27 protein-coding genes are annotated in these 25,417 nt (G+C 67.8%); 18 read left to right on the forward strand and 9 right to left on the reverse strand.

What is annotated here, in order from left to right:
• Window positions 1–26 precede the first annotated feature (26 nt).
• The 6 genes from B9A95_RS16040 to B9A95_RS16065 all read left to right on the forward strand — a co-directional run bounded on the left by B9A95_RS16040 (window position 27) and on the right by B9A95_RS16065 (window position 7,301).
• Window positions 27–1,001 carry a glucose-6-phosphate dehydrogenase assembly protein OpcA gene (locus B9A95_RS16040; protein WP_084048225.1) on the forward strand — a complete coding sequence of 325 codons (975 nt, stop codon included), beginning with the start codon at window positions 27–29 and terminating at the stop codon, window positions 999–1,001.
• Window positions 998–1,675 carry a 6-phosphogluconolactonase gene (gene pgl, locus B9A95_RS16045; protein WP_084048226.1) on the forward strand — a complete coding sequence of 226 codons (678 nt, stop codon included), beginning with the start codon at window positions 998–1,000 and terminating at the stop codon, window positions 1,673–1,675. The genes B9A95_RS16040 and pgl overlap by 4 nt, the downstream gene beginning before the upstream one ends.
• Before the next feature lie 310 nt (window positions 1,676–1,985).
• Window positions 1,986–4,751 (forward strand): M16 family metallopeptidase, encoded by a 2,766-nt coding sequence (locus B9A95_RS16050; RefSeq protein WP_084048227.1) that lies wholly within the window; start codon window positions 1,986–1,988, stop codon window positions 4,749–4,751.
• 77 nt (window positions 4,752–4,828) lie between these two features.
• On the forward strand, window positions 4,829–5,932 hold the full coding sequence (queG, locus tag B9A95_RS16055; RefSeq protein ID WP_084050771.1) for a tRNA epoxyqueuosine(34) reductase QueG: 1,104 nt from the start codon (window positions 4,829–4,831) through the stop codon (window positions 5,930–5,932).
• A 62-nt stretch (window positions 5,933–5,994) separates the two neighbouring features.
• Window positions 5,995–6,390 (forward strand): nuclear transport factor 2 family protein, encoded by a 396-nt coding sequence (locus B9A95_RS16060; RefSeq protein ID WP_084048228.1) that lies wholly within the window; start codon window positions 5,995–5,997, stop codon window positions 6,388–6,390.
• A gap of 53 nt (window positions 6,391–6,443) precedes the next feature.
• Window positions 6,444–7,301 carry a glutaminyl-peptide cyclotransferase gene (locus tag B9A95_RS16065; protein ID WP_084048229.1) on the forward strand — a complete coding sequence of 286 codons (858 nt, stop codon included), beginning with the start codon at window positions 6,444–6,446 and terminating at the stop codon, window positions 7,299–7,301.
• Window positions 7,302–7,832: 531 nt separating this feature from the next.
• Here B9A95_RS16065 and B9A95_RS16070 read toward each other — a convergent pair.
• Window positions 7,833–8,024 carry a hypothetical protein gene (locus B9A95_RS16070; RefSeq protein WP_139806827.1) on the reverse strand — a complete coding sequence of 64 codons (192 nt, stop codon included), beginning with the start codon at window positions 8,022–8,024 and terminating at the stop codon, window positions 7,833–7,835.
• A 148-nt stretch (window positions 8,025–8,172) separates the two neighbouring features.
• Here B9A95_RS16070 and B9A95_RS16075 point away from each other — a divergent pair, with 148 nt between their 5' ends.
• The gene (locus tag B9A95_RS16075) at window positions 8,173–8,598 is read left to right on the forward strand and encodes a PadR family transcriptional regulator (protein WP_084048231.1); all 426 of its coding nucleotides are present in this window, start codon (window positions 8,173–8,175) and stop codon (window positions 8,596–8,598) included.
• A gap of 519 nt (window positions 8,599–9,117) precedes the next feature.
• On the forward strand, window positions 9,118–9,411 hold the full coding sequence (locus B9A95_RS32375) for a hypothetical protein (RefSeq protein ID WP_139806828.1): 294 nt from the start codon (window positions 9,118–9,120) through the stop codon (window positions 9,409–9,411).
• 257 nt (window positions 9,412–9,668) lie between these two features.
• Here B9A95_RS32375 and B9A95_RS16085 read toward each other — a convergent pair whose 3' ends face one another.
• Window positions 9,669–10,157, reverse strand: a complete 489-nt coding sequence (locus tag B9A95_RS16085; RefSeq protein WP_084048233.1) for a peroxiredoxin family protein — start codon at window positions 10,155–10,157, stop codon at window positions 9,669–9,671.
• A gap of 44 nt (window positions 10,158–10,201) precedes the next feature.
• Between B9A95_RS16085 and B9A95_RS16090 the strand changes: the two genes are divergently transcribed.
• Window positions 10,202–10,963, forward strand: a complete 762-nt coding sequence (locus tag B9A95_RS16090; protein WP_084048234.1) for an ABC transporter substrate-binding protein — start codon at window positions 10,202–10,204, stop codon at window positions 10,961–10,963.
• A 13-nt stretch (window positions 10,964–10,976) separates the two neighbouring features.
• Window positions 10,977–11,672 carry an amino acid ABC transporter permease gene (locus B9A95_RS16095; protein WP_084048235.1) on the forward strand — a complete coding sequence of 232 codons (696 nt, stop codon included), beginning with the start codon at window positions 10,977–10,979 and terminating at the stop codon, window positions 11,670–11,672.
• 51 nt (window positions 11,673–11,723) lie between these two features.
• On the opposite strand, the gene B9A95_RS16100 is transcribed toward B9A95_RS16095, so the two are convergent.
• The 3 genes from B9A95_RS16100 to B9A95_RS16110 all read right to left on the reverse strand — a co-directional run bounded on the left by B9A95_RS16100 (window position 11,724) and on the right by B9A95_RS16110 (window position 13,736).
• On the reverse strand, window positions 11,724–12,050 hold the full coding sequence (locus B9A95_RS16100; protein WP_084048236.1) for a DMT family transporter: 327 nt from the start codon (window positions 12,048–12,050) through the stop codon (window positions 11,724–11,726).
• Entirely contained in the window at window positions 12,047–12,382 is a 336-nt protein-coding gene (locus B9A95_RS16105) for a DMT family transporter (protein WP_084048237.1), read from the reverse strand. Before B9A95_RS16105 ends, B9A95_RS16100 begins: the two co-directional genes overlap by 4 nt.
• Window positions 12,383–13,445: 1,063 nt before the next feature.
• The gene (locus tag B9A95_RS16110) at window positions 13,446–13,736 is read right to left on the reverse strand and encodes a hypothetical protein (protein WP_084048238.1); all 291 of its coding nucleotides are present in this window, start codon (window positions 13,734–13,736) and stop codon (window positions 13,446–13,448) included.
• A gap of 35 nt (window positions 13,737–13,771) precedes the next feature.
• On the opposite strand from B9A95_RS16110, the gene B9A95_RS34645 reads away from it, so the two are divergent.
• The 6 genes from B9A95_RS34645 to B9A95_RS36325 all read left to right on the forward strand — a co-directional run bounded on the left by B9A95_RS34645 (window position 13,772) and on the right by B9A95_RS36325 (window position 18,549).
• Window positions 13,772–13,963: a helix-turn-helix transcriptional regulator gene (locus B9A95_RS34645; protein WP_084048239.1), complete on the forward strand. Its 192-nt coding sequence runs from the start codon at window positions 13,772–13,774 to the stop codon at window positions 13,961–13,963.
• A 53-nt stretch (window positions 13,964–14,016) separates the two neighbouring features.
• Window positions 14,017–14,733 carry an AzlC family ABC transporter permease gene (locus B9A95_RS16120; RefSeq protein WP_245808333.1) on the forward strand — a complete coding sequence of 239 codons (717 nt, stop codon included), beginning with the start codon at window positions 14,017–14,019 and terminating at the stop codon, window positions 14,731–14,733.
• Window positions 14,730–15,032, forward strand: coding sequence for an AzlD domain-containing protein (locus B9A95_RS16125; RefSeq protein ID WP_084048240.1), 303 nt, complete (start codon window positions 14,730–14,732; stop codon window positions 15,030–15,032). The genes B9A95_RS16120 and B9A95_RS16125 overlap by 4 nt, the downstream gene beginning before the upstream one ends.
• A gap of 61 nt (window positions 15,033–15,093) precedes the next feature.
• Window positions 15,094–16,875 carry a PASTA domain-containing protein gene (locus B9A95_RS16130; RefSeq protein WP_084048241.1) on the forward strand — a complete coding sequence of 594 codons (1,782 nt, stop codon included), beginning with the start codon at window positions 15,094–15,096 and terminating at the stop codon, window positions 16,873–16,875.
• A gap of 48 nt (window positions 16,876–16,923) precedes the next feature.
• Window positions 16,924–18,057, forward strand: a complete 1,134-nt coding sequence (locus B9A95_RS16135; RefSeq protein WP_084048242.1) for a cysteine desulfurase family protein — start codon at window positions 16,924–16,926, stop codon at window positions 18,055–18,057.
• Between the two features lie 357 nt (window positions 18,058–18,414).
• On the forward strand, window positions 18,415–18,549 hold the full coding sequence (locus B9A95_RS36325) for a hypothetical protein (RefSeq protein WP_281255876.1): 135 nt from the start codon (window positions 18,415–18,417) through the stop codon (window positions 18,547–18,549).
• Between the two features lie 214 nt (window positions 18,550–18,763).
• Here B9A95_RS36325 and B9A95_RS16140 read toward each other — a convergent pair whose 3' ends face one another.
• Both B9A95_RS16140 and B9A95_RS16145 read right to left on the reverse strand, forming a co-directional pair.
• The gene (locus B9A95_RS16140) at window positions 18,764–19,432 is read right to left on the reverse strand and encodes a Nif3-like dinuclear metal center hexameric protein (protein ID WP_084048243.1); all 669 of its coding nucleotides are present in this window, start codon (window positions 19,430–19,432) and stop codon (window positions 18,764–18,766) included.
• Window positions 19,429–19,887: a P-loop nucleotide/nucleoside kinase family protein gene (locus B9A95_RS16145; RefSeq protein ID WP_084048244.1), complete on the reverse strand. Its 459-nt coding sequence runs from the start codon at window positions 19,885–19,887 to the stop codon at window positions 19,429–19,431. The genes B9A95_RS16140 and B9A95_RS16145 overlap by 4 nt, the downstream gene beginning before the upstream one ends.
• Window positions 19,888–20,136: 249 nt before the next feature.
• On the opposite strand from B9A95_RS16145, the gene B9A95_RS16150 reads away from it, so the two are divergent.
• Entirely contained in the window at window positions 20,137–21,321 is a 1,185-nt protein-coding gene (locus B9A95_RS16150; RefSeq protein ID WP_084048245.1) for a sugar ABC transporter substrate-binding protein, read from the forward strand.
• Window positions 21,322–21,374: 53 nt separating this feature from the next.
• Window positions 21,375–21,854: a hypothetical protein gene (locus tag B9A95_RS16155; protein WP_139806829.1), complete on the forward strand. Its 480-nt coding sequence runs from the start codon at window positions 21,375–21,377 to the stop codon at window positions 21,852–21,854.
• Window positions 21,855–21,925: 71 nt separating this feature from the next.
• Here the strand turns inward: B9A95_RS16155 and B9A95_RS16160 are convergent, their stop codons facing one another.
• Both B9A95_RS16160 and B9A95_RS16165 read right to left on the reverse strand, forming a co-directional pair.
• The gene (locus tag B9A95_RS16160) at window positions 21,926–24,691 is read right to left on the reverse strand and encodes a valine--tRNA ligase (protein ID WP_084048247.1); all 2,766 of its coding nucleotides are present in this window, start codon (window positions 24,689–24,691) and stop codon (window positions 21,926–21,928) included.
• The gene (locus B9A95_RS16165; RefSeq protein ID WP_245808334.1) at window positions 24,688–25,185 is read right to left on the reverse strand and encodes an NUDIX domain-containing protein; all 498 of its coding nucleotides are present in this window, start codon (window positions 25,183–25,185) and stop codon (window positions 24,688–24,690) included. The genes B9A95_RS16160 and B9A95_RS16165 overlap by 4 nt, the downstream gene beginning before the upstream one ends.
• Window positions 25,186–25,417 lie beyond the last annotated feature (232 nt).

The following is a 25,417-nucleotide window of genomic DNA, read 5'->3' on the forward strand; positions in this document are numbered from 1 at the left end:
GAAGCCAAACAGCGGAGGCAACCAATATGACCTACGCCACTGACCTCCGTCCTTTCGGCCCCGTGGAGACCACCGTACGGCGGGCGCAGTTCGCGGTGGATGACCTGTGGGCGCAGACGAACGTGGAGACGCGGGCGTATACGGGCAACATCATCGCGCTGACCGTCAAAAAGCATCTGGTGAGGGTGGAGGAGGCGCTGGCGGGTCTCGAAGGGCGCTATGCCGGTCGGCAGATCATCGGTGTGATGGACGCGAAGCCCCACCCGGACGTGCGGGTGCAGGCCAGTCTGGTGCCTCAGCGCGGCGGGCTGTACATCGAGCGGCTGCGGCTGGAGGCGGATCCCGAGCAGCTTCAGGGAGCGATCCTGCCCCTGCTGCGCCCGGCCACCGTCAACCACGTCTGGTGGGGTGCGGACACCAAACCGGGGGGCGTGCTGCTTACCGAACTGACCGACATCGCCGATCAGGTCATTGCCGACAGCCTCACGCTGGACATTCCCCCAGCGCGGCACTACGCCCTCGCGGACCTGGGCTGGAGCCGTTCGGCGGGCTGGCGCGAGGCGCTGGCGCAGATTTTCGACAGCCCTGACGCTGCGCGGCAGTTGCCAAACGTGACGCAGCTGACTGTGCGCTACGCGGGCCGCAACGAGCTTCCCGCCCGCCTCTTCGCCGGCTGGGTGGCCGATACGCTGGGCTGGCGCGACTTCGGGAACGTGGCCTTCCGTGGAGCGCGTTGTGGGCGGGAAAACGGGGACCTGTGCGGCGTGGAGCTGAGCGGCGAGGGCAGCGTGCGCTTTGCCCTGGCCGCCGAATCCGCCGAGGAGGGCGACGTGGTGCGCGCCGTGGCCCAGTGGGGCGGCATGGAGCGCGTTACCGAGATCAACGTGCCCCGCATGAGCCTCGCTGAGGGCCTGGGCCGCGTGATGGCCCGCCCTGAGCGCCGCGAGGTCTTCGAGCGGGCGTGGGCACGGGCCAGAGCCAGCCTGGAGGCAGGCAAATGATCAACGCCTGCGTTTTCGCCACCCCCGAACAGACCGCGCAGGCCGCCGCCGAAGCCTTTGTGCGGGTGGCCCAGGCGGCGGTCGCCGGGCAGGGGGCCTTTCACGTGGCCCTCTCCGGCGGCAGCACGCCGAAGCTGATGTACCGCGCCCTGCGGGAGATGAATGACGTGCCGTGGGAAGCCGTTCACATCTACTTCAGTGACGAGCGCAGCGTTGGGCCAGACAGCCCCGACAGCAACTACCGGCTGGCACAGGATGAGCTGCTCGCCCACGTGCCGGTGCCCGCGTCCCAGATTCACCGCATGGAAGGCGAGCGCCGTCCACTGGAAGAGGCGGCACACGCTTACACCGCTCTCCTTCCCGAGCGGCTGGACGTGGTGCTGCTGGGCATGGGCGACGACGGCCACACCGCCAGTCTCTTTCCGGGTACGGAGGCGCTGGCAGCGGGTGGGCGCGTGGCCGCCAACTGGGTACCAAAACTCGACACTGGGCGGCTGACCTTCTCCTTCGCCGAGATCAACGCCGCGCGTGAGCGCTGGCTACTCGTGACGGGCGCAGGCAAGGCGGGTGTGTTGCGTGAGGTGAGTCTCGGCCAGGGTGAGCATCCTGTGGCCGGTGTGCAGGACCCTGTGTGGTATCTGGACGAGGCGGCAGCGGGGCAACTGGGCGCGTAGTTCGTCGCTTGTCGAGGGGTCTGGTAAGGATGGCCGGGCCCCTTCGCCTTTTCGCTTCTCGCCTCAAGTGGAGCGGCACGAAGGGCAGGCGCGGGATAGGCTCTGACGTGGAACTTGGCCGACAGTTGCCCGCTTGGCGTTCTGACAGGCTGAGGTTCCGACAAATGGAAGTCTTTCCCCTCTTCCCTGGAGCGCTTCGTAGCGCTGCGCGCGAGAGAAGGCCCAGGATGGCCGTTACAGCCCGCAGAGCGGGGGCCGCCCCGCGTCCTTGACCGCCCCTCACCCACCTTCCCCCTTTCCCGGAGGCTGCATGTTCACCCGCTTTTCCCCCCGTGTCCTGTTTCTGACCCTGGCCCTGCTGCCCGGCACCGTCGCCACCGCCCAGACCACCCCTGCCGCCCCCGCCAAGACCGCCACTGCCGCGCTTCCCCAGGGCGTGACCTTCATCACCGAGGTGGAGGGCATCCGCGAGTACCGCCTCGCCAACGGCCTGCGCGTGCTGCTGTTTCCCGATACGTCCAAGACCACGTTCACCCTGAACGTCACGTATCTGGTGGGCAGCCGCTTTGAAAGCTACGGCGAGACGGGCATGGCCCACCTACTGGAACACATGCTGTTCAAGGGCACGCCCACCAGCGGCAACATTCTCGAAAGCCTGGGCAAGCGTGGCGCGGACTTCAACGGTACCACCAGCGAGGACCGCACCAACTACTTCGAGACGATGACGAACACGGGGGACAACCTCACCTGGGCCGTCAGGATGGAAGCCGACCGCATGGCAAACTCCAAGATCAGCGGCGACGACCTCAAGACCGAGATGACCGTGGTGCGCAACGAGTTTGAATCCGGTGAGAACAACCCCTTCGGCCTGCTGTACAAGGAAGTCCGCTCGGTGGCCTTCGACTGGCACAACTACGGCAACACGGCCATCGGCAACCGCTCGGATGTGGAGAACGTGCCCGTCGCCAACCTCAAGGCCTTCTACCAGCGCTACTACCAGCCCGACAACGCGGTGGTTACGCTGGCGGGGAACTTCGGCCCAGCCGAGGCCCTCAGCCTGATCGCCGCCGAGTTCGGCAAGATCAAGAAGCCCAGCCGCACCCTGCCCACCTTGTATACCGAGGAACCTGCCCAGGACGGTGAGCGCAGCGTGACCGTACGCCGCGTGGGAGACCAGCAGATTCTCTTGACCGCCTACCACATGCCCAGCGTCCGGCACCCCGACATGCCCGCTCTGCTGGTGCTGGATCAGATTCTGGCCGACGAACCCGCTGGGCGGCTGTATAAGGCGTTGGTGCAGACCAAGCAGGCCACGGCCATCGGCAGCCTGACGAACAGCGCCTCGGACCCAGGATTGATGATGTACGCGGCAGTGCTGGGCAAGGACGACAACGCGGCTCCCGCCCAGGCCACCCTGCTCGCCACCCTGGAGAATGCCGGCAAGACGCCCTTTACCGAGGAGGACGTGGCCCGCGTCCGCACCCGCGTGATCAGCGGCTACGAGCAACTGCTTGCCAAGCCCGAAAGTGTGGGCGTCACCCTGTCCGAGTACATCGCTGCGGGGGACTGGCGGCTGCTGTTCAAGCTGCGCGACGAGCTGGACAAGGTCAAGCCCGCCGACGTGCAGCGTGTCGCCGCCACCTATCTCAAGCCCACCAACCGCACCCTGGGCGTGTTCGTGCCCACCACGCAGACGGACCGGGTGGCGATCACGCCCGCGCCGAGTGCGGAGGCCGTGCTGAAGGGTTACCAGGGGCGTGCGGCCCTCGCAGCGGGGGAGACCATTGCGCCCGAGCCCGCCGCCCTCGAAGCCCGGATCACCCGCGAGAAGGTGGCGGGGGCAGACGTGGCCCTGTTGCCCAAGAAAACGCGCGGCGAGCGGGTGGAGTTCGTGCTGAGCCTCGACTTCGGCAACCCCGACACGGCCCGCACGGGCGAGGACGCCGCCGCCTTTATCGCGCCCCTGCTGACGCGCGGCAGCCAAGGCCTCACCCGCCAGCAGCTCAACGACCGCCTCGAAGCCATCAAGACCCAGCTCAGCGTGACTGGGGGCGCGACGGGCGCGACGGTGCGGGTGAGCACGGACCGCAAGAACCTGCCCGAAGCGCTCACCCTCGTCGGCAAGGTGCTGCGCGAGCCTGCGTTCCCGGAAGCGGATTTCGCCGAGATCAAGAAGTCGGCCCTCGATGACCTCGAAGCGGGCCGCAACGAACCGCAGGCGGTGGCGGGGCAGGCCCTCGCCCGGGCATTCATGCCCGCTGGGGCCAAGCGCGGGGACCTGGGCTACGTGCCCAGCCTGGACGAGAGCATCGCGGACACGAAGGCCGTCACGCTGGCGCAGGTGCAGGACTACTACCGCAAGGTGTGGGGCGCGGCGCGGGCGCAGGTATCGGTGGTGGGCGACTTCGATCCGCAGACCATTCGCACCGCCCTGCCGAATATCCTGGGCGGCTTTGCCAGTGGCGTGCCCTACCGGCGCGTCACGCTGCCCCTGACCACCCCGAAGGCGCAGGACATCGTGCTGAATGTGCCCGACAAGGCGAACGCGGTGTATGTGGCGCAGCTGAACTTCCCCCTGCGTGACGACAACCCCGACTACCCGGCCCTGGCGGTTGCCATGCGCGTGTTCGGCGGCGGGACCGATTCGCGCCTCTTCAACCGCGTGCGGCAGAAAGAGGGCCTGAGCTACGGCGTGGGCGGCAGCGTGTCGGTGTCCAGTGAGGACGAGAAGGCGAATTTCACCTCCTACGCCATCTTCAACCCCGGCGTGACCGACAAGGTGGCGGGCGCGATGCGCGAGGAGCTGCAGCTCGCGTTGCAAAAAGGCTTTACGGCCCAGGAGATCGAGGCGGCCAAATCCGCCCTGCTGCAAGAGGCCCGCGTGGCCCGCAGTGAGGACGCAAATATCGCTTCCGGCCTCGCCTCACAGCTGTACCTGGGCCGCACCTACGCCTTCCGCGCCGCCTTCGAGGAGCGCCTGAAGGCCGTCACGCCCCAGATGGCCCAGGACGTTCTGAAGAAGTACGTCAACCCGAGCAACCTCGTGGTGGTGCGGGCAGGGACGTTCGGCAAGTAAGCCTCTCCCATGACGTGGGGGTTCCGGTGTTGCCGGGACTCCCTTTTCATTTTCTGGAGCGCGGCATACTCGGGCACGTGAGCGCTGCGGAACTCCTCTCTGACCTCGCCGTGTCGCTGGGCGCAGACGCCGTGGGCTGGGCTGCGGCGCAGGTTCCGGCATCGGCGGTGGCCGAGTACGCTGGGTGGCTGGGTGCCGGGCGGCACGCGGGGATGGACTATCTGGAACGCCAGCTTCAGGCCCGTTCGGACCCGGGGAGTCGGTTGGCGGGTGCGGGCAGCGTACTCGTGTTGGGGGTGTCGCACGCCTTCGCGCAGCCTCCCGTTCCGCATGGCGGCATCCGGGTGGGCCGCGTCGCCCGCTACGCCTGGACGCCCGACTACCACAGTCAGTTGCAGCCCCTGCTCACCCGGCTGGAGGAGGAAGCCGCGAGGCTGGGTGTGCGCGCCCGGGGCTACGTCGACCACGGCCCGGTGATGGAGCGCCTGTTCGCCTCGGGAGCCTTTCTGGGCTGGCGCGGCAAGAGCGGGATGACGGTCAGCACGCGGCTGGGGGCCTTCGTAACCCTGGCGGTGCTGCTGACCGATCTGCCCTTCGCGGGAACGTTGGAGGTCCACCCGGACCGCTGCGGACGCTGCTTTCGGTGCGTAACCGCCTGCCCCACAAACGCCATCGGCCCTGACCGGGCCATAGACGCCCGGCGCTGCATCTCCTACCTCTCCATTGAGCACCGTGGGCCTGTACCGCACGAACTGCGCGCCGCCATGGGTGAGTGGCTCTTCGGATGCGACGTGTGCTCGGAAGTCTGCCCGTGGAGCGCGAAGGCCGGGCCGCTCGCCCGCCTGCTGAAGCCGGACCCCGAACTCGCGCACCCGGACCTCTCCGCCTTTTTTGGCGTTGGTGAGCGGCAGTTCGAGCGGCGTTTTGCTGGAACGGCCTTCCTTCGCCCCCGCCGCAAGGGGATGGCCCGCAACGCGCTGACCGTGCTGGGCAACACCCGAGCGCCGCAGGGTTGGCCCCTGCTGCTCGCGGGGGTTGAGGACTCCGCCTGGGAGGTTCGGGAAGCGGCCGCCTGGGCGCTGGGCCAGTGGGGAGAGGCGGGGCCCCTCACTGGTCTCCTCTCCGATCCCCATGAGGTGGTGCGGGGAGCTGCTCAGGCAGCCTTGACTTGGGCTTCATAGGCCCTCAAAGGTGCAAGATCGCTCACGCTCTGCCCGCCTCCGGGCGTGTTCTGCTGCCGGGTATGGCGAACCTGACCGAGACGTTTATGCAAGCGCTGAGAAATACCGAGGACAGCCGAGATCCCGCCCCCCTCGCTGCGCTGTTCGCGGAGGACGCGTCGTTGCGCAACCTCACCACCCAGACGTGGACAGGCGTGGACGGCGCGCGCGAATTCTGGTCCGCCTATCTGGCGAACTTTCGGCGCATTCGCAGTGAGTTCACGCACCATACCGACGACGGACATACGGGCGTGATGGAGTGGGAGGCCACGGGGCAACTTGGCGACGGTACCGACATTGCTTACCGGGGCATCAGCGTCATTGAGCACGACGGGCAGAGTGTCCACGCCTTCCGCACCTACTACGATTCGGCGGCGTTCGTGAAGCCTGCGGTGCAAGGGGAAACGGGCGCGCGGTAGGGATCAACAAGTTCTGAAGCGGAGAGGGGGAGGAAGCCGCTACCATGCGGGGGATGCGCCCCCTCTTCCCGCTGTTTGCCTTGGCCCTGGCGCTGCCCCTCCTGAGTACCGGGGCGGGCGCGCTGCCCCAGAACGCACCCACCCTGCGCCCCCAGATTGCGGCCCGTTACACCCACGACCGCGCCGCCTTTACTGAGGGTCTGGAATACCAGGGTGGCGGCGTGCTGGCCGAAAGCACTGGGCTGCTGGGTGAGTCGGGCGTGCGGCGGGTGGAGCTCAAGAGTGGCAAAGTGCTGTCCCAGGCCGTCACGCCCATCGCCAACGCGTTTGGCGAGGGCGTGACTGTGTTGGACAGCGTGATGTACCACCTGACCTGGCAGACGGGCGTGGCCTTCGCCTTCGACGCTGCCACGCTGCGCGAAGTGGGGCGCTACCGCTACCGGGGCGAGGGCTGGGGCCTGACGAACGACGGCAGGAGCCTGATTATGAGCGACGGCTCCAGCACGCTGTTCTGGCGCGATCCCCGGACCTTTGGGGTCACACGCACCGTGCGTGTGACCGATGGGGGCCAGCCCATCAAGAACCTGAACGAACTCGAATACGTGGGGGGCAGCGTATACGCCAACGTCTGGTTGACCCCGCGCATCGCCCGCATCGACGCGAAGACGGGTCGGGTCACCGCCTGGATCGACGTGCAGAACCTGATGCAGGAGGCCAGCGACAGCGCTGGCGCTGCCGGGAAACCCCTGACCTTCGACGACGTGCCCAACGGTATCGCTTACGTTCCTGAGCGCGGCACGCTGCTGCTGACGGGCAAGCGCTGGCCCACGCTGTTTGAGGTGAAGGTGCCCGGCGTGAAACCTGGACTCCCAGGTGGAACCCAGGGCCGAGGAAGTCGCCGAGTCCATTGAAGCTGCTCTGGAGATTCACAGCGCAAAGCGAGAACCGAAACCCTCCTCTCCCGTTTCGGGTGCCTCCTCAAGCAGTTGAAACGTGAGGTGTAGCGTCCTTCGCCGGGGCCTTGCTCCAGCCGGGAAAGCCCCACGGGTCCGTCTGGGAGGGTGCATCCACCCGCGCCGGGTCATGCACGCGCACCTGGGGGGAAGACGGGCGCCGGGAACAGGGAGCGCACCGGGTTCAGGCTGACCCAGTGTGGCTCACGAACTCACCCCAGTCCAGGCCAGTCACCGGGGGGCATCGGCCCACAGCCCTCACGCGGCAGCGCATACACGAAGCTGGGGGAGCGCAGAGCGCGCCCTCCCGTTTCCTCCGGGTCCTGCAGGGCGAGGCAGAGTCTGCATCTGGAAGGCCATATCCAGCGTCCGTTTCACCCGGAGACCACGCAGGGCGTATACCATCGCCCACCGGACGCCGCGAAAACTCCGTGGGCTTGCTGAAATCGTCGGCGCTGAGGTCATGCGGTGTGCACGGACCGAACTCGCTCAAGTCGCTCCGGTCTGCACCGTGCGGCAAAAACCCTTGCCACGCTGCCGACCACTCCGGAAAACAGCCAGCGCGGAACGCCCGAGGGCAGCAAGCAGATCAGGGTTACTGACCTGCTGCACGTCCTCGAAAGCCCGCACGGCATCCTCCGGCAATTTGACCCTCGGGGCTGCCTCCATCCATGGGCGCATGGTTCCGGCCTACTCTCCAGGCAGGCCGGGCCTGGAGAGTAGGGCCACCGAGACAAACTGTGTAGACGGACAAAGCGTTGTAGGACCGGCAACCGCGCGGGACGCTGCTCGGCCCACGGTCCACCCTGAACCACCCCGGAGGGCCCCCATGAATCCTGAGCTGCCGCGCGGCAACCTCGGCCTGATCCTGCTCTCCATCCTGGAGACGCGGCCCCGGTACGGCTTTGCCATTATTCAGGCGGCGCGAGCGAACCGGTGGGACTTCGATTTCAAGGAAGGCAGCCTGTACCCGGGGCTGCACCGGCTGGAAGGCGAGGGTTTGCTCGCGCCGCAGGACGGGCGAGGTGGGCGCAATGGCGAGCCCCGCAAGTACTACGCGCTGACCGACAAGGGCCGTGAGCGGCGGTGGGTCAAGCGGGAGGAATGCAGCGCCTTCACGGGCGGGGTGCAGCGCCTGCCCACCTCCGGCGTGTCACCTGGGGCCTGCCTGGCGGCAACAGAAAGTGTGGGACGAACTCGAAGAACACGTGGTGACGCGGGCCAATCACCCGTCTTTAAGCGGCACGCCCTCTGAAACGGCCCTCTCAGGCGCTGCGCGAACTTGGCCCGCCGACCTGCGTGAGCGGCGGAATGCTCCCCGTGTAGCTGATGCCCAAAGTGATTCGGGCGGCGGCAGCTGCCGCTGTGGCGGCGAGTGCGGGCGGTGCAGGCAGTGGGAGCGTGACGCAGCCGGTCCTGACGCAAGGCCCAATCAACCCCCCCCTGTGTTCAGGGAACGAAGCCGGTAGGCATCAACCTCACGGTTGTCCGCGAGAAAGACGGTGTTGCCCGCGCTACCTTCAGTGACAAAGCCGCTTACCGGGAAGATTTGCTCCCGCTGGGTGCCCTTTGCGCAGCGATGTCTTCCCAGGGCGGGAGGGTACGGAAGTTGCCGGAGAACGTCGCGGTACTTCAGGTGAAGGATCCCGGTTCATCCGTGGTGAACCAACGGGCCAACCCGAGCGGCGCGGGCAGGAAAGACGGTGACGGAGAGGCGTGGAATCACCGCGGCCGAGCGGACTTGCAAAGCTGCGCAGCAGAGGGGACGGAACGGATGATCCGGAAACCGTATCACCCCGAAAGCGGCTCCACCGGGTGGAAGATTGGCCCCCTGTTTACCCGGTTTGGGGAGGGGTATGTCTGCGCTGCCCAGGTGTTCTCCTTTTCCGTCAGGGAAGAAAGCGGCGCTGTTTTGCAGGGGTCTGGCAAGCCTGTCTTGCAACTCGGGAACCTTTGCCCCCAGTTCGTCAACGGCACGGCCAGCACCGCCGGCAATGGCTTTTCCAATGGGAGCGGCCCTGAAGTTCAGCGGCTGGCCCGGGGCGAACAGTTCCTACAGCGTGAGTGATTGACGGTACCCGCACCATCCCGCCTCCCGGCAGGTGAAGCCGGGAGGCTCGGCGCGCCAGGGGGAGAACTATGCGGCCAATATCGCAGCGGTGGGGGCAGACGCGACGGTCATGCTCTTCAACAACCACCGCAAATTCCGCTTCGTCGCTGCTCCTGCCCAACCCGGTTCCTTTCTGAGCGGTGGCCGCATCAACGCGCTCCTCGTCCGCGTCACGGGCGTGCTCCTCAATAACCTCAAGTGGGGCATTTCCCTTCTCAATCAGGCCACCTCCGACGCTTCCAACTTGCCCCCTGCTCCGGGCCGCCGTCCACCTGCTCTTCCAGCAGGTACTGGAGGCGGGTCTGGGCGTTGTCCTGGCTCCCGTACACGCTCCGCAGCAGCTCGCCGCCTGGTGCAAAGGCCAGCCAGTGGGGCGTGCCCTCCGTTTCCCAGGCGAGGGCCAGATCACCGCTCAGGTCCAGCGCGACGGGAAAGGGGAGACGGGCGAAGTCGCGGGCAAACTTCAGAAGCGTCGGCTCCACGTCATTACGCGGCAGCAGGCGGTGGCCCCGGCTGGTGTGGATGGTCAGCAGGTGCGTCCGCTCCGTGAATTCGGCGTGCAGCCGCTTCAGGAAGGGAATGCCGCGTGACACGCACCCCGGACATTCGAGGTTGAAAAACATCACCAGACCAGGCCTGTCCCACTGTTCCGGTGGGGGCAACGGCTCACCGTATACGAAGTCTTGCGGAGCGGGCCAGTCCATAGGACAGGGTAACGCCGGCGCGGCGCGCGGCCTATGCTGGAGCCATGAAGCGCCTTTCGCTCGTGCTGCCTGCCCTGCTGCTCGCCTCGGTTTCCCACGCCGCGACGGTGGCGCAGGTGAAGGCCAAAGGCGTACTCGTGCTGGGCACCGATCCGACGTTTGCACCCTTCGAGTTCAAGGGGCCAGACGGGCAGATTCAGGGTTTTGACATCGACATTGCCCGTGCGGTGGCGAAGGATCTGGGGGTCAAGCTGGAGATTCGCCCTGTGGGTTTTGGCGCCCTGATGCCCCAATCCGTAACCTCCGGCCGGGTCGACATGGCGATGAGCGGCATCACGATCACGCCCGAACGGGCGAAGGTGGTGGCCTTCAGCGGGCCGTATTACCGGAGCGCGCAGGTGTTTATCGTGCGGGGCGGCAACCCCGGCAAGTTCACGTGGCCCAGTGACGTGAAGGGCAAGACCCTCGGCGTGCAGGCCAACACCACCGGGCAGTACACCGCCAACGGCATGCTGAAGCCCAAGGGCGCGGTGCTGAAGGTCTACGACGACTTTGCCGCGGGACTGGCCGACGTGCGCGCGGGCCGCATCACCGCGTTGATCGGGGACGCGCCCACCGTGGCGGACCTGGGCAAGCGGCTGCCAGGGCAGTTTGCGCAGGCGGGGCAGCCCCTCGCTGCTGAGGATTACGGCATGGTCTTTGCGAAGGGCAGTGACCTTGCCGCCGCTGCCAACCGCACGCTCGCCCGGCTGAAGGCGAGCGGCGAATACCAGAAACTGCTGAACACGTGGATCGTGCAGAAGTAAGTTCCGGCTGAACGTGGCTGATCTCCTCACCGGATTTCGCACCATCCTCGCGGGCGAATACCCGGCCCTGCTGCTCGCAGGGCTGCGGCTCACGCTGGCGCTGAGCCTGTGTGCCCTGGGCGTTTCGGTGGCGGTCGGGACGGGGTTGGGCGTGGTGCGCGTGTTCCGGGTGCCGCTGCTCGGCGCGCTTGGCAACGCCTATGTGGAGGTGGTGCGCGGCATTCCCCTGATCGTGCTGCTCAGCGTGGTGTATTACGGCCTCCCCGCGCTGGGACTCACGCTCGACGGCTTTCCGGCGGCGGTGCTGGCGCTGGGGCTGTATTCGGCGGCATACACGAGCGAGATTGTGCGGGGGGGCCTGAACAGCGTCCCGGCGGGTCAGATCGAGGCGGCGCGGAGTCTTGGCCTGAACAGGCTGGGGGCCCTGCGCTTCGTGATCCTGCCGCAGGCGTGGCGGGTGGCGCTGCCAGCGCTCGGCAACGAGTTTGTCAGCCTGATTCTGGGCAGCAGTCTGGCGAGCGCCGTGACCCTGCAAGAACTCTTCGCCCAGGGCAAGTACATCACGGGCGTCACCTACCGCCAGTTTGAGGTCTACGCCGTGCTGGCGCTCGTTTACTTCCTGCTCACCTTCACCCTGACCCGATTGGTGCGGACGCTGGAACGCCGCCTGAGCCGGGGTGAACGGCTGGAGGGGCGGCGGGTGATTTAGGGAAGCCGTCCGCTTGCCGCAGTCGGGTTTCGCTGGCGGCCGGTTGCTTCCTCAATGCCCCAGGTGCAGCACCGTCACGCTTCCCAGAATGAGCGCCAGTCCGGCCCACGCGCGCGGCGTGAACTGCACGCCTTCCAGACGGCGGCTCAGCAGCGCGGCTCCGACGATGCCCAGACCGCCCCAGACGGCGTAGGCCACGCTCAGGGGCACGGCCCGCAGGCTCAGCCCCAACAGGCCGAAGGCGGCCAGCACGAGCAGCAGGGCCAGCACGCCGGGCAGGGGGTGGCGAAAGCCGTCCGAGCGCTTGAGCAGCAAGTTGGCGAGGATGTCCAGGCCCGCTGCCCCCGCCAGGCACAGCAGGGCGAGGGCCGGGGTCATGCCCGTCCCCCCTCCTGGGTACCGCCGTGCAGCAGCCGTGCGCCCAGCAGCAGTCCGCCCAGGGCGAGCAGTTGCGTGAGGCTGAGGTGATCGCCCAGCAGCCCTACGCCCAGCAGGGTAATCAGGGCCAGGCCCACGGCTTCCCATACGGCGAAGGCCACAGCCACCGGAATGCCCCGAAACGCCAGCGAGAGCAGCAGGTACGAGAGAACGACGGCGCTGCCCGTGACGGCAGCAGCCAGCCACGGCGTAGAAACGCCAAACAGTTTGAGGGCCATCGTGCCCGTGACCTCACAGGCGATGGCCGAAAAGAGCGCGATCCAGGCGCGCATGAAAAAACACCTTCCTTCACAAGAGGTAAGGGAGGGCCAGCACCACGCAGTGGAGTTGGCCGACGTACCGCATGGGTTGAATCTGTGCCAGAGGCCGCTCTATCCGCGCCTCTGCCGCGTTGCCCATCCCACCAAAACCCGCCGTACCGGCACTGGCCGGGCACGTCACATCCGGGTTTTTCGTCGCGTGCCCGGCCTACGTCCAGTGGAGGACGGAAAAGGTGGACATCAGCAGTTCATAGGCGGCTATGTTTCGACACGCATCTCTGCGCATTCTTCGTTTCACCCGTCACTTTTAAAGAGTTCCGGGCCGGTGTTCGGCCCGCGCAAGAGCACCTGCCCCGGTTGGGTGGACTGCTCCTGACGTTTTTTCATTGTAACGTCCGCCCGTCATTACAACGTCAGCCGAACTCACTATGCAGTGAAGTCGCTGCCGGGTGATGGTGTGGGCATTGCCCCGGGGGGAGAGAGAAGGCAAAAAGTGACTGGAGGTGTGAGGTGCAATTGCCTGGCTGCACGGCAGAGCGCTTCCCCGGGCTGTGTGGGGTCGGCCATGGCGTGCTCTCCCCCTTGCCTTAGGGCTTGGGAGTGGAGGCACCTGTAGGCGGCGGTTCCCAGAGCGGCGCGAACATGGGTGGCGTCAACTGCACCACGTCATGCTCAACCACGCCGCACAGCAGGGCCACCTCGGCTGGATACGCGCAGCCCCCAATTCCCAGGGAGCACGACAGCCAGCAGTTTGGGGCGCCCCTCGGTGCTGTTCCCGCGGTGCGAAACAGCTGTTCCGGCCGACCTCGGCGCCGTGCTGAAAAGCTGCACGCGGAGAAGGAGTACCGCGCGGACACGGTGTCGCCTGGCCCTGCGTGCGGCATCACGCCGCGGACCGCAGGTCGAGCATGGCGGGCACCCCGCGCCTGGGACGCTGGAGGTGGCGGGGGGAACGCACCCCGTCGCGGTTGATGTCCTATCCGCAGGCTGACGGTGCGCCGCGAGCGGTGCGCGCGGACCCTCACGGCGCTTACCGAATTGGCGTGCGCGCCGGTCGTGTGGCGCACGGCCAGCGTCAGCTCTGCGTGACCTGATGGAGCTCGCGCAAGCGTGTGCCGATGAAGCGGACCTGCCGCTCAGCGGCCGCCACTCGTTCGGCTTGGGCCTCAGGTTCGCCCACGCGAATCGCGCCTTTGGCGATCGTGCGCGTCAGATTGAGCAGGGATGTTTCGAATTCTGTGGCGGCAAGCATGGCGCCGGGTACATCCAACGCCACGTCCTGCGCCATGCTGCCAAGCGCGTCCATGAGGCTGACCTGCCGAGGAGCGAGCACTTCGGGGTCACGCGCGGTCTTCTTGCGCGGCACGGCTCAGTCTGTCCTCCCCCTGCTCCACCTTCCAGATGGGTGCGCGGGTCCGGCGGGCGCGCGAACTGTTCAAGATTGGGATCCCTCCTGCCGAGGCTGCGTTGCTCGCGGGCTTTGCTGATCAGGCGCATCTGACGCGGGTGTTCAAGCGGGGTGGGAGCGCCGCTGGGGGCCTACCGGGGGGCGGGTCTGACCGGATGCAGCGGGCTGCTCCAGACGCCATATAAGGAGAGCAAGACCGTTCGCGACATTCCCCACGTTCAGCCCGTAGCCTCGGTGCATGCCTGCCGTCCCTGCTCCCTTCTGGCCCGCGTTCTGGCGTGGGTTTCGCGCGCTGATGCCGCTGTGGTTGGGTCTGGTGCCCTTCGCCGCGGCTTACGCAGTCACGGCCCGCGCCGCGCACCTCTCGCTGTTGGAGACGCAACTGATGAGCCTCACCGTGTTCGCCGGAGCCTCGCAGTTCGCGGCGGTGGGGCTGTTTGGCGCGGGGGCATCCGGCTGGGGGATCGTGGGCACCACCTTCCTCCTGAACGCCCGGCACATGCTGTACGGCCTCAGCCTGTCGCGGGACCTGCCGCTGACGGTGCCCGAGCGCCTGCTGGGGGCTCTGTTTTTGACGGACGAGGCCTACGGGGTCACTGTGGTGCAGGGCCCGCGCGAACCGGGCGGCGTAAGTTTTGCCTTCCTGCTGGGGGCCGAACTCAGCCTGTACGCGGTGTGGAACGCCTCGACGTTCGTGGGCGCTCTCGCCGGGGCCGTGCTGCCCGACCCGGCAGCGCTGGGCGTTGGGGTGATCTTCCCCCTGGCGTTCCTGGGCCTGCTGACGCCGCTGCTGAAGGAGGGCCGGCCTGCGCTCGTCGCGCTGCTTTCCGGTTTGGGCGCATGGGGCTTGTCGCGTGTGCTGCCCGGCGGCCTCGTCGTGCTGCTGGCGGGAGTGGGCGGCGCGCTGCTGGGTGCGGTGCTGGTCACGCGGTGGCCGGAAGGCGGCGAGGCGTGAGCGTTTTGCTCGTCATCGCCTTGATGTGGCTCGTCACGTACCCGGTGCGGTTGCTGGGCCTCAGCCTGGGCAGGTTGCGGCTGCCGCCCTTCTGGTTGGCCTTCCTGCGCTTCGTGCCAGTCTCGGTGTTCGCCGCCCTTATCGTTCCGGACGTGCTGGGCAGCCCGGAGTGGCCGCTGCGTCTGGTGGGGTGCGCTGCCGGGGGCGGGTTGATGTGGCGCACCCGAAATCTTGGCCTGGGCATCGTGGGGGGCTTCGGGGCGTACTGGGCGGTGCGGGCGCTGCTGGGCGCGGGGTAGGGCAGAGGCCTGCCCTCTCCCCGCTTCCCTCCTCACCTGACCGCGCTATGCTGGCCCACGGATGACGGCGCAGGCGACGCTTATCGATGGGAAGTACCAGATCGTGCGGGAACTTTCGCGCGAGGGCCACGTGACCCTCAGCGAGGTGCTCGCGGGCGAGGGCGTCACGCGCCGCGTCGCGTGGTTCGACGTGACTTCTCCGGCGGCGCGGCAGGGCTTTCACGCCTACCGCGCCACGCTGCGCGCGGCCTCGCCCGCCGGACTGACCGATGTGGTGGCGCGGCCCGGGGCCTACTACGCGGTGTGGCAGCCAGTGACCGGCACACCGCTGGAAGAGGTCGCGGCCCAGCCCAAGCCCCACGAGGAGGTGGTGGAGGCCTTGCAGGACCTTGCCGCGCGCCTCGCGGAACACGGCTCCGCCCTTCCAGACGCCGACGTGCTGGTGGAAGGCCGGGAAGTCCGCGTGGCCTACCTGCGCCCTGCGCCGGAGGGCCGCACCCCCGAGGAGGTCGCGCGCCTGAACGCGGCGGCCCTCGCGCCCTTTCTGGGCAAGCGCGTGCGGCGTAAGCGGCAACCGGGCGTGTGGCTGACCTTCGTGCCGGGGCTGCTGTTTCTGGGTGGAGCGGGGTACCTGGGCGCGCAGGCGGCCAAGATTTACCTCAATCCCCCTGTACAGGAGGTGGTCGGCGTGGTCGGCCAGCCCGCGCAGGCAGCGGCGGGGCGTCTGGTGGCCCAGGGCTTCCGGGTGGAGTACGTGCCGGACAATGCGGGGGGAGCGGCCATCGGCACAGTGGTGCGCCAGGAGCCGTCGGCGGGGACCAACCTGCCGGCGGGGCGTCTGGTGACCTTGACCTTCAGCAATCCGCCCTCACTGACCGTGCCCCGGCTGGAAGAACTGACGGTGGATCAGGCGCGGGCCGCTCTGCGCGACGCTTCCCTGACCCTGGGCAAGACGGTCCTGACTGTGGACGGCACCCTCTCCAAGACGCCCCGGGGCCGCATCATCGCGCAGATCCCCGAACCCGGCGCAACCACCCAGCGCGGTCAGCCGGTTCAGATCCTGGTGTCGAGCGGGGTGCGGGGCAAGGAGACGTGGCTGACCAACCTCTCAGGCCTGGCGTTCGAGGCGGCGCGGGAGCACGCCCGGGTGGCGGGGCTCAAGGTCACCCGCATCATCCAGCAACCCAGCGACGCCCCCGAGAACACGGTCTTGGATCAGAAGCCTGCCCCCTACGCCCGCGTGCCGGTGGGCAGCCCCGTCACGCTGACGGTGGCGGTGGCCCGCTACAGCCCCCCCACGCAGCCCACCGGCAGTCTGCCCCTGCCCCCACCCCCCGCGCCCGTGGTGCAGGCGCCGGTCGGCGGGCAGACCCCCGGGGAGAACGGCGCTGAGGAGAGCGCCCCCAACGGGAGCGCCGGCACGCCGGACGCGGCCCAGACCGGCACCGAACCGGACGCCGCGCCCAACACGAGCGCCATACCGGACACCTCGCAGGACATTCCCCAGCAGCCCGAGGGGCCCACAGACCCGGGAACCGATCCCGGCACCTCGGCGTCCCCGGACGCGTCTGGCGACGCGTCCACCCCGGGCGCCGAGTCGACGCCAGCCGACGCGGCGCCCCGCAGCGTGCGCCTGCGCTACCAGTTTCCCGCCGACCTGCCGGAAGGCACCTATTCGATCTTCATGCGGGACGCCGACGGCGAGCGCGAGGTGCGCGGCGCGACGGCAAGCGCCGAACTCGCGGGCAACATTGCTGAGGGCGACGTGACGGCGCGCGGTGAGACCGTGTTCATCATTCGCCACGACGGCGAGGACTACGCGACGGTCACGCCGACACCGTAAGGCGGTCGCTCAGGAGACGTTCCCGCAGATCCTCACCCTTACTCCGACATGATCTATCTCGATTACGCCGCCACCCACCCCATGACGCCCGAGGCCCTGGCCGCCTACGCCGAGGCCGCCGCCCTGCCGGGCAACCCGGCCAGCGTTCACGTCGCCGGGCAGGCCGCCCGCGAACGGCTGGAGGAGGGCCGCGCCCGCGTGGCCGATGCCCTGGGCGTAGATCCCCGCACCCTGATTGCCAACGGCGGCGGCACTGAGGGCGACAACCACGTGCTGCTGGGCGCCGCGCGGCTCTGGGAAGAACAGCACGGACGCCCCGGCCACCTCGTGACCACCCAGACCGAGCACTCCGCCGTGCTCGCCCCCGCGCGCTGGCTAAGCGCCCAGGGCTGGGACGTGACCTTCCTGCCGCCGGACCGGGAGGGGCGTTACGTTCCCGAGCAACTGGCCGAGGTGCTGCGTGGGAACACCGCCCTGGTGTCCATCCACCACGCCAACAACGAATTGGGCACGGTGCAGGCCACTGCGGCCCTGGCCGCGGTGGCCGCAGCTTATGGCGTGCCTTACCACACTGACGCGGTGCAGGCTCCCGGAGTGTTGCCGCTGGACCTGACCGGCTGGGGCGTTTCTTTTGCCACCTTCGCTGCCCACAAGTGGGGCGGGCCGCGTGGAGTGGGCTTCGTGTATGTGCGGCGCGGCAGCGAGTTGCCTCCCGTGACCCTGGGCGGCGGGCAGGAGGGTGGCCTGCGGCCCGGCACGCAGAACACCGCGGGGGTGTACGCGGCGGGGGTGGCCCTGACCCACGCGGCGGCGCGGCGCGAGGAAACGTTCGCTCACCTCACCGCGTTGCGGGCCCGCTTTATGGACCGGGCGGCCTCCATCTCCGGCCTGCGGGTGAACCATCCTGGTGATGGCAGCCCCAAGATCGCCTCGGTCACCGTGCCGGGCGCGGACGGTGAGGCCCTGCTGATGAATCTGGATCTGCTGGGGATCTCCGCGAGTGCCGGAAGCGCCTGCGCCGCCGGAACGATGCAGGCGAGCCATGTGCTGACCGCCATCGGCCTGGGCGAGCAGGACGCCCGCGCCTCGCTGCGCTTCAGTTTTGGCCGCCCCACCACGCCCGCCGAGGTGGAGACGGCGGCGGACGCGCTGCGGCAGGCGGCAGAGTTCAGCCGCCCATAACGCTGCCCGACTTGGACACGGCCGAGCGTTTGCTGCGAGAGGCTGGGGCCCTCAACCCCGGCGGCTGGGTTCCCGGTTCCGCCACGCGGGTTGCCCTCACGCTTTCCCTTGTCATTCCGGACTTGGGCACGTTGCAGGGTGATACGGTTTCCGGATCATCCGTTCCGTCCGCGCCGCTTCGGTGATTTTGCGCCTCTGTGTCACCGTTTTTCCTGCTCGCTCTGCTGCGCAGCGTTGCGCGTGCGCTCGGGTGAGTCGGCCCTTTCATTACGGATGAACCGGAATCCTTAAGGGTGGGACGGCACGGTTGCCGAGTGGACCCGGCCGGGTGAGTTGCTGTCCGCCCCTGTTCCCCGGATGACCGAGGAAGACCGCCCGCTGCAATTGTGCGGCGCGCTGGCTGACGGCTTTTGCATCCTGGAGGCACCGATGGTGGACGTGGGCTTACGCTACGGCGTCAATGTCCGAACACCTGAGAAATGGCGCGGCTAGAGCATTTGTCCGAATTGCGCCGCAAGCGGAAGGGCCCCCCTCACGGCTCCATTCTCCGCAATGCCCATTCAGGTGTGCTCGCTGGGCCCAGTCAAAAAGAAGTCCGCACGTTGACAAATGCACCCGCTGTCCCTCAAAGCGGAGGTTGGCCGGGCCTGCGGCGTGAACATCTACCGCCTGCTGCCCGGCCTCTGCGAGCGGCCGCTCACCTGACTCAGCCCGCATACACCGCCGTCTCCAGCTCTGGAAATGCCACCCGCAACTCCCGCGCCAGCTGCCGCAGTCCCCACAGTTCGGTTCGTCGGTGCCCCAGCGCCACCACACCCAGGCCCAGCTCCCGCGCTGCCGCCACCGCCGAGGGCCTCAGCTGACCCGTGAGGTATATGGTGCCACCCAATCCCGCCACGTGGGTTAGCAGGGACGGATTCATCGCGTTGATCAGCGCAACCCGGAGGAAAGCGGTGTCAGCAGGCGGCCAGGACGAGTCATTGCCACCCAGTTCAGCAAGAAGTGCGGCGTGAAACGCCTGTTCCGTCGCCTCCGGCGGGGTGGCGATGAGGCCCACGGTGCGGCCCCCCCACGTCACCTCCTCCACTTTCCGCCAGCCCAGCTTACGCGCCAGCCTCCAGTTGGGTCCGGTGGTGAGGTGCATGTCAAAGCCGTCGTGGACGGCCAGCACACCTATACCCGGCCAGCGCTCTCCCAGCCTTCGGGCACGGTGAAGAAAGAGGGCATCGGCCGTGGGCCCGGGCGGTAGATCGGCCGGTTCGAGGGCCAGGGCCAACCGCTGAACGGGGGAGGGACCGCTGCGCAGCAGGGGCGTAGGCTCGCCGAGGTGCGCCCCCAGCCAACCCGCCAGGTCCTGCAGGGTGGGTGGCGTCACGCGCGGGGCTCCTGTTCATCTGCCTCTGGCCGCTGGAACCAGCGCAGCCACTCCCTGAGCTCAGCCCGGGTAATGGGAAAGGTGGCGGGCGGTAAGCCACGGTTGCGGGCCTCCAGCCGCCACAATTCTTCCGGCAGCACGCCGAGGAAGTGCAGTTGCGCCCCCGCGCCCAGCGCCTCGCCGCGTGCCCGGGATGGCCCGCGCTCCTGCCGGGTCCACAGGCCGCAATCCAGCACCACGCCCACGCCCAGGGTCAGTACCCGGGCCGCCACGCTCCGCAGCAGCCCGCCTTCCAGCGCCCAGCGTCTGCTCCTGGATTCGTCCGCCCCGAACAGCGGCTCCATCCACCCGTCGGGCGTCAGGCACCGCGCGTGGTGTTCGGCTTCCCACCGCCGCGCAAGCGTGGTTTTGCCCGAGCCCGGCAGGCCGACGAGGAGAAGGAGGGGAGGCGCCACGCCCGAGCATATTCCACCCCACCAGCGGCGAGAAGTGTCAGATCCCCGTGACAGGCGCTGCCCTATACCGGTGCGGGCCGATCGACAACTTCGCGTGCCTCCCCACCTGGCCGTCCCTATGTGCCTCCTGGGGAACGTCGCCTCCACCCGGACGGATTCCCCCAGCCGGAGCGGTGCCTCCGCGACGATGGGCCCGGAGGGCGCGCGCGCGCCCTCCCCAACTCAACCCCCCGCTTCAAGGAGCGTGCCATGAAGAAATTGATTGTCCTGATGTCCCTGGCCCTGGCGGGCAGCGCCGGCGCCGCTTCCCTGACCGTCTGGAGCCACTTTACCAATGCCGACGAGGTGGCGTGGCTGCGGGCGCAGTCCGACGCCTTTGCCCAGGCCACCGGCAACAAGGTCACCATCGTCGGTGTGCCGCTCGACCAGATGGCCGACCGCATGATTCAGAACGCCGCCAAGGGCCAGGGCCCGGATCTGATCGTGTCCCTGCCGCAAGACCGCCTCGGCCAGCTCTCGGCCGCCGGGGTCGTCGCGCCGATGGACCGCTACGTCTGGCGCGCCTCGGACCTGGACCGCTCGGTGACGCAGGCCATGACCCTGAAGGGCAAGCTGCTGGCCCTGCCCATGTTCGCCGAGTCGGTGGCACTGATCTACAACAAGAAGCTGGTGCCCAAAGCGCCGACGACCTGGAACGAGTTCCTCAGTGCGGCCCGGCAGAACACCGGCAACGGACGCTTCGGCTTTCTGACGGACCTCAGCAACGCCTACATCAACTACGGCGTGTTCAGCGCCTACGGGGGCTACATCTTCAAGAACAACGGCGGCACCCTGGACGTCAAGAACGTGGGCCTCTCCAACGCTGGCGCGGTGCGCGCGGTCTCGCTGCTCAACGATCTGCGCTACAAGGACAAGCTGGTGCCCGAGGGCATGACCGCCGACGCGGCCAAGAGCGCCTTTGTGGACGGCCGCCTGGCGATGCTGGTGACGGGTCCCTGGGACATGGGCGACATCAAAAAGGCGGGCATCGACTACGGCATCACGACCCTGCCGACGCCTTCCGGAGCGCCGGGCCGCTGGTCCCCGCTGGTGGGTGTGCAGGGCATCGTCATGAACGCCTACAGCAAGGACAAGGCCGCCGCCGGCCGCCTGGCCCAGGCGCTCGTGACGAGCACAGCCCAGGTCTCCTTCAACCGTGCGGGCGGACGCATTCCGGTCAGCCTCAAGGCGCGTGAGCAGCTCAAGGCCGATCCCGTGGTCACCGGCTTCAGCAAGGCGATCTCGGTGGGCACGCCCATGCCCAACGTGCCTGAGATGGGCGCGGTGTGGGGTCCCTGGACCACCGCCGTGACCCAGAGTACCCAGACCCCCACCCCCAACTACGCCTCCATTCTGACCAATGCGCTGATGGAGATCAGGAAAAATATCAAGTGACGCGCCTGCCAGAGGTAAGCCCCCCGTCAGGTCCGCCGTGTTTTATTCGGGGAATGAAAAGCAGCGTGCTGGCCTGCCTGGCCCTCCTGAGTGTGTCGGCCCGCGCGGCACCGACGCCCGCGCGGGTCTCTCCCAGCCTGGGTGTGGACTGGGCGTCGGTGCCGGGGGTCAAGAGCCTGAATTTCGGCTCCTACAAGGACACGCCCTACCTGCGTGACGCCGGGTACTTCAAGAAGGCGGCCACCGAACTCGACCGGCAGTGGAGCGCGCAGGGGCAGAAGGGCCGCTGTAACGTCAAGACTGCCGAGATTGTGTCTTTCAGCATGACCAAGGCCGCTGAGCTGCCACTGCTGGAAAATACGGTGCTGGCGCAGATCCGGACCAGGATGAAAGTCCAGCCCCTCGGGGCCGACTCGCCCCCGAAGTTCTTCCAGATCACCGGCCCCGGCAAGACCGCCTTCATGAGCTTCAGCCGCGTCTTCCTGCCCGATCAGCCCCCCGTCCTGACCCTCCGCACCTGCCAGATGCAGTAGCGCCGGCACAGGAAACAGGCCCGCTTCCCTACCCGGGGCGGGCCTGTTGTGCTGATGCCCCGAAGCGGACCTTACCCAAACTGCGCCAGCACCCCAGCCAGCCGCGCGCGCTGGGCGGAGAAGTCGGCCACCCGGCGGCGCTCTTCCTCAATCACCTCGGTGGGTGCGCGGGCCACAAAGCCCTCGTTGCCGAGCTTGCCCTGCGCCTGCTTGATCTGCTTGTCGAACTCGGCCAGCCTCTTTTTCTGCTTGCCCAACCAGTCGGCGAGGTCCACCGTGCCTTCCAGCGGCGCGCGCACGGTCACGCCCGCCTCCACCGCGCTGAGCGTCCGGCCTTCCAGGGCATGCACGAGCGTCACCCGGGCAATGCCCTCCACCACACGGGCGTTTTCATTCACCACGCCGCTCATCTCGCCCTCCACGGCCACGTTCAAGCGGTCCTGCGGCGCGAGCCCCAGTTCGTTCTTGAGGCTGCGGGCAGCGCTCACAGCGGCGCGCAGGGCATCAAAGGCGCGGGTGGCGTCGGCATCGTGCAGCGCCGCGTCCACCTCGGGCCACGCGTGCAGCGCGAGCTGGCGGCGATGCCCCAGCGTGGCGTAGAGCTCGGAGGTGAGAAAGGGCATGAAGGGATGCAGCAGCTTGAGGATGTGCTCCAGCGTGGCCTTGAGCGTGGCGAGCGTGCCCAGTTGCCCGGCGGCGAGCGCGGGTTTGGCCGCTTCGATGTACCAGTCGCAGAACTCGTCCCAGGTAAAGGCGTACAGGGTGCGGACGGCCGCGCCGATGTCAAAGGCCTCCAGCTGTGTCGTGGCTTCCGCCGTCACCGCATTCAGGCGGCTGATGATCCAGCGGTCTGCCAGCGTGAGGTCCTCGCGGGCACGCAGGGCGGTCAGGGCATCACGGCTGCGCATAGGCTGGCCCCCTGCCTCCTGCACCGCGCCGCGCACATAGCGGGTCAGGTCGTCGTCGCCCGTCAAAGTGGGCGCGGCCTCCGACAGGCGCAGCAGAGCAAAGCGCGCCGCGTTCCACAGCTTGTTGGCAAAGTTGCGCCCCTGCTCGAAGCGTCTCGGATCGTGCCGGATGTCTTGCCCGCCGGTGCTCAGGCTGGTAAAGGCGAAGCGGCAAGCGTCCACCCCATACTGTTCGAAAAGCTCCAGGGGATCGATGCCGTTGCCCTTGCTCTTGGACATCTTCTGGCCCTTGGCGTCCAGATACAGGCCGTGCAGCATCACCGTGGAAAAGGGAGCCTGAGTCGTGAAGTGGTAGCCCGACATCTCCATCCGGGCCACCCAGAAAAACAGGATGTCGTAGCCGGTGACGAGCACCTGCGTGGGGTAGAACTTGCGGTAATCCTCATGGTCGGTGTCGGGCCAGCCCAGCGTGGAAAAGGGCCAGAGGTTGCTGGAAAACCAGGTGTCAAACACATCGGGGTCGCGCCGCAGGTTGAGGTGCGAGTAACGCGGGTCCTGATCGCAGTCCAGCTCCGGGTTCTCTGGGTCCGGCACGTACACGTTGCCGTCGTCGTCGTACCACGCCGGAATCTGGTGGCCCCACCACAACTGTCGGGAGATGTTCCAGTCGCGGATGTTCTCCAGCCAGTCGCGGTTGACCTTCAGGTAGCGCTCGGGCGTGAGCCGGATTTCGCCCGCGTCCAGTCCCGCCAGCACCCGCTCGGCCATCGGCTTCATGGTCACGAACCACTGGGTGCTCACGATGGGCTCCACCGGCACCTTGGTGCGTTCACTGAGGCCGATGGCCGTGTCGTGGTCTTTTTCCTCCACCAGATCGCCGGATTCGGTCAGGGCCGCCACCACCGCCTTGCGGGCGGCGAAGCGTTCCATCCCCCGGAACTGCTCGGGCACGAGGTCCCCCGACAGATTGCCGTGCAGGTCAATCACGCTGGGCCGCGCCAGCCCGTGCCGTTCTCCCACCTCGAAGTCGGTGGGATCGTGGGCTGGGGTGATCTTCAGCGCGCCGACGCCGAACTCGCGCTCCACGGCCTCGTCCGCAATGATGGGGATGAAGCGGTCCGTGAGGGGAATCCTTGCCTTTTGCCCCACCAGATGCCGGAAACGCTCGTCCTCGGGGTGCACGGCGATGGCCTGATCCGCAAAGACCGTTTCCGGGCGCACGGTGGCGATGCGGATCTCGCCCACCTCGCCGTTGCTCGCGCTCAAGGTGGCGTCTTCGAGCTTGTAGCTCAGGGTGGTCATCTTGCCCTTGCGCACCTCGCGGTCAATCTCCAGTTCCGACAGGGTGGTCTGCGAGGCTGGGTCCCAGTTCACGATGCGCTCGCCCCGGTAGGCCAGCCCCTCGTGGTACAGGCGCACGAACTGGGCGCGCACGGCTCTGGACAGCCCCTCGTCCATCGTGAAGCGCTCGCGGGTCCAGTCCACGCTGACGCCCAGGCGGGTGAGCTGGTCGAGGATCATGCCGCCCGACTGGGCTTTCCAGTTCCACACGCGTTCCAGAAAGCCCTCGCGTCCCAGGTCGAAGCGGGAGAGGCCCTCATCCTTGAGCTGCCGCTCCACCACCACCTGCGTGCTGATGCCCGCGTGGTCCATGCCCGGCAGGTACAGCGCCTCAAAGCCCTGCATGCGCTTGAAGCGGATCAGGGTGTCAATAAGGGTGTTGTCCAGCGCGTGTCCCAGGTGCAGATTGCCCGTCACGTTGGGGGGCGGGATCACGATGGTGAAGGGGGGTTTGCCACTGCTGGCGTCCGCACGGAAGGGCTCGTTCTTCCAGCGCGTGGCCCAGGACGGTTCCACAGTTTGCGGATCGAAGGCTTTGGCGAGGGCGTTCTCGGCGGAGGACGCTTCGGGCGTGGGCAGGTCAGTCATGCGGATTCTCCTGTGGGGCGGCCTGAAGGTGCCGCAGCAGTTCGGGCAGGGCCGCGTCCATCTCCCAGTCCAGCCCGGAATGTGTGGAGGTCGGCCCAGCGAAAGCGGAAGAGGTACTGGCCCCCGGCCAGCGTGTCCCAGGTGGTGGAGAGATTCTTCGGAGCGGCGAAGGTATAGGCGTGACACACCTGCCGGGTAAAACGGTGGGGCAGCTGCGCCTTCCATAGGTAGGAGGCGAGATACTGCGGATGCTCCAGGGTGAGCCCAGATTCCTCCTGAAGTTCGCGCACAGCCGCCTGCGCCGGCGTTTCGCCCGCTTCGACGCCGCCCGCCACCACCTGGACTCCCGCGGCTTCATTCGGACTATGCCCGAATACCAACAGCTCAACACGATCTTGCGCTCGGCGCACAACGAAGCACAGCACCTTTTCGCGCAGTTGCCGTTCGTGGGCGTCAGCCCGGGCCTCTTCCTGCGTGGTGTGAAACGTCACCATCTCGCCTCCTTTCCTTGTGGGCCTGCGGGAAATACAAAAACGTCCCGTCCGCCGGCGTGCGCCGGATGCGGACGAGACGTGAAGGGTCCCGCGATACCACCGCTGTTCCCCCCTGCATGGAGGGCGCTCGTGCTGCGCTGTAGCGGGCGCACCCGTCCGGGTCTACTCACCCCCGTGAGGGGCTTTCTTCCGGCGTGCTCGCGGGCGACGTTCTCCGGCGGCCTTCCCGGCC

The sequence above is a fragment of the Deinococcus hopiensis KR-140 genome (assembly GCF_900176165.1).
Classification (GTDB): Bacteria; Deinococcota; Deinococci; order Deinococcales; family Deinococcaceae; genus Deinococcus; species Deinococcus hopiensis.

Coding starts and splice junctions, on each gene's coding strand:
- B9A95_RS16040 (WP_084048225.1), top strand. CDS start 27: ATGACCTACGCCACTGACCTCCGTCCTTTCGGCCCCGTGGAGACCACC.
- pgl (WP_084048226.1), top strand. CDS start 998: ATGATCAACGCCTGCGTTTTCGCCACCCCCGAACAGACCGCGCAGGCC.
- B9A95_RS16050 (WP_084048227.1), top strand. CDS start 1,986: ATGTTCACCCGCTTTTCCCCCCGTGTCCTGTTTCTGACCCTGGCCCTG.
- B9A95_RS16060 (WP_084048228.1), top strand. CDS start 5,995: ATGGCGAACCTGACCGAGACGTTTATGCAAGCGCTGAGAAATACCGAG.
- B9A95_RS16065 (WP_084048229.1), top strand. CDS start 6,444: ATGCGCCCCCTCTTCCCGCTGTTTGCCTTGGCCCTGGCGCTGCCCCTC.
- B9A95_RS16070 (WP_139806827.1), bottom strand. CDS start 8,024: ATGCGCCCATGGATGGAGGCAGCCCCGAGGGTCAAATTGCCGGAGGAT.
- B9A95_RS16075 (WP_084048231.1), top strand. CDS start 8,173: ATGAATCCTGAGCTGCCGCGCGGCAACCTCGGCCTGATCCTGCTCTCC.
- B9A95_RS32375 (WP_139806828.1), top strand. CDS start 9,118: ATGATCCGGAAACCGTATCACCCCGAAAGCGGCTCCACCGGGTGGAAG.
- B9A95_RS16085 (WP_084048233.1), bottom strand. CDS start 10,157: ATGGACTGGCCCGCTCCGCAAGACTTCGTATACGGTGAGCCGTTGCCC.
- B9A95_RS16090 (WP_084048234.1), top strand. CDS start 10,202: ATGAAGCGCCTTTCGCTCGTGCTGCCTGCCCTGCTGCTCGCCTCGGTT.
- B9A95_RS16100 (WP_084048236.1), bottom strand. CDS start 12,050: ATGACCCCGGCCCTCGCCCTGCTGTGCCTGGCGGGGGCAGCGGGCCTG.
- B9A95_RS16105 (WP_084048237.1), bottom strand. CDS start 12,382: ATGCGCGCCTGGATCGCGCTCTTTTCGGCCATCGCCTGTGAGGTCACG.
- B9A95_RS34645 (WP_084048239.1), top strand. CDS start 13,772: ATGGGTGCGCGGGTCCGGCGGGCGCGCGAACTGTTCAAGATTGGGATC.
- B9A95_RS16120 (WP_245808333.1), top strand. CDS start 14,017: ATGCCTGCCGTCCCTGCTCCCTTCTGGCCCGCGTTCTGGCGTGGGTTT.
- B9A95_RS16130 (WP_084048241.1), top strand. CDS start 15,094: ATGACGGCGCAGGCGACGCTTATCGATGGGAAGTACCAGATCGTGCGG.
- B9A95_RS16135 (WP_084048242.1), top strand. CDS start 16,924: ATGATCTATCTCGATTACGCCGCCACCCACCCCATGACGCCCGAGGCC.
- B9A95_RS36325 (WP_281255876.1), top strand. CDS start 18,415: ATGACCGAGGAAGACCGCCCGCTGCAATTGTGCGGCGCGCTGGCTGAC.
- B9A95_RS16150 (WP_084048245.1), top strand. CDS start 20,137: ATGAAGAAATTGATTGTCCTGATGTCCCTGGCCCTGGCGGGCAGCGCC.
- B9A95_RS16155 (WP_139806829.1), top strand. CDS start 21,375: ATGAAAAGCAGCGTGCTGGCCTGCCTGGCCCTCCTGAGTGTGTCGGCC.
- B9A95_RS16160 (WP_084048247.1), bottom strand. CDS start 24,691: ATGACTGACCTGCCCACGCCCGAAGCGTCCTCCGCCGAGAACGCCCTC.
- B9A95_RS16165 (WP_245808334.1), bottom strand. CDS start 25,185: ATGGTGACGTTTCACACCACGCAGGAAGAGGCCCGGGCTGACGCCCAC.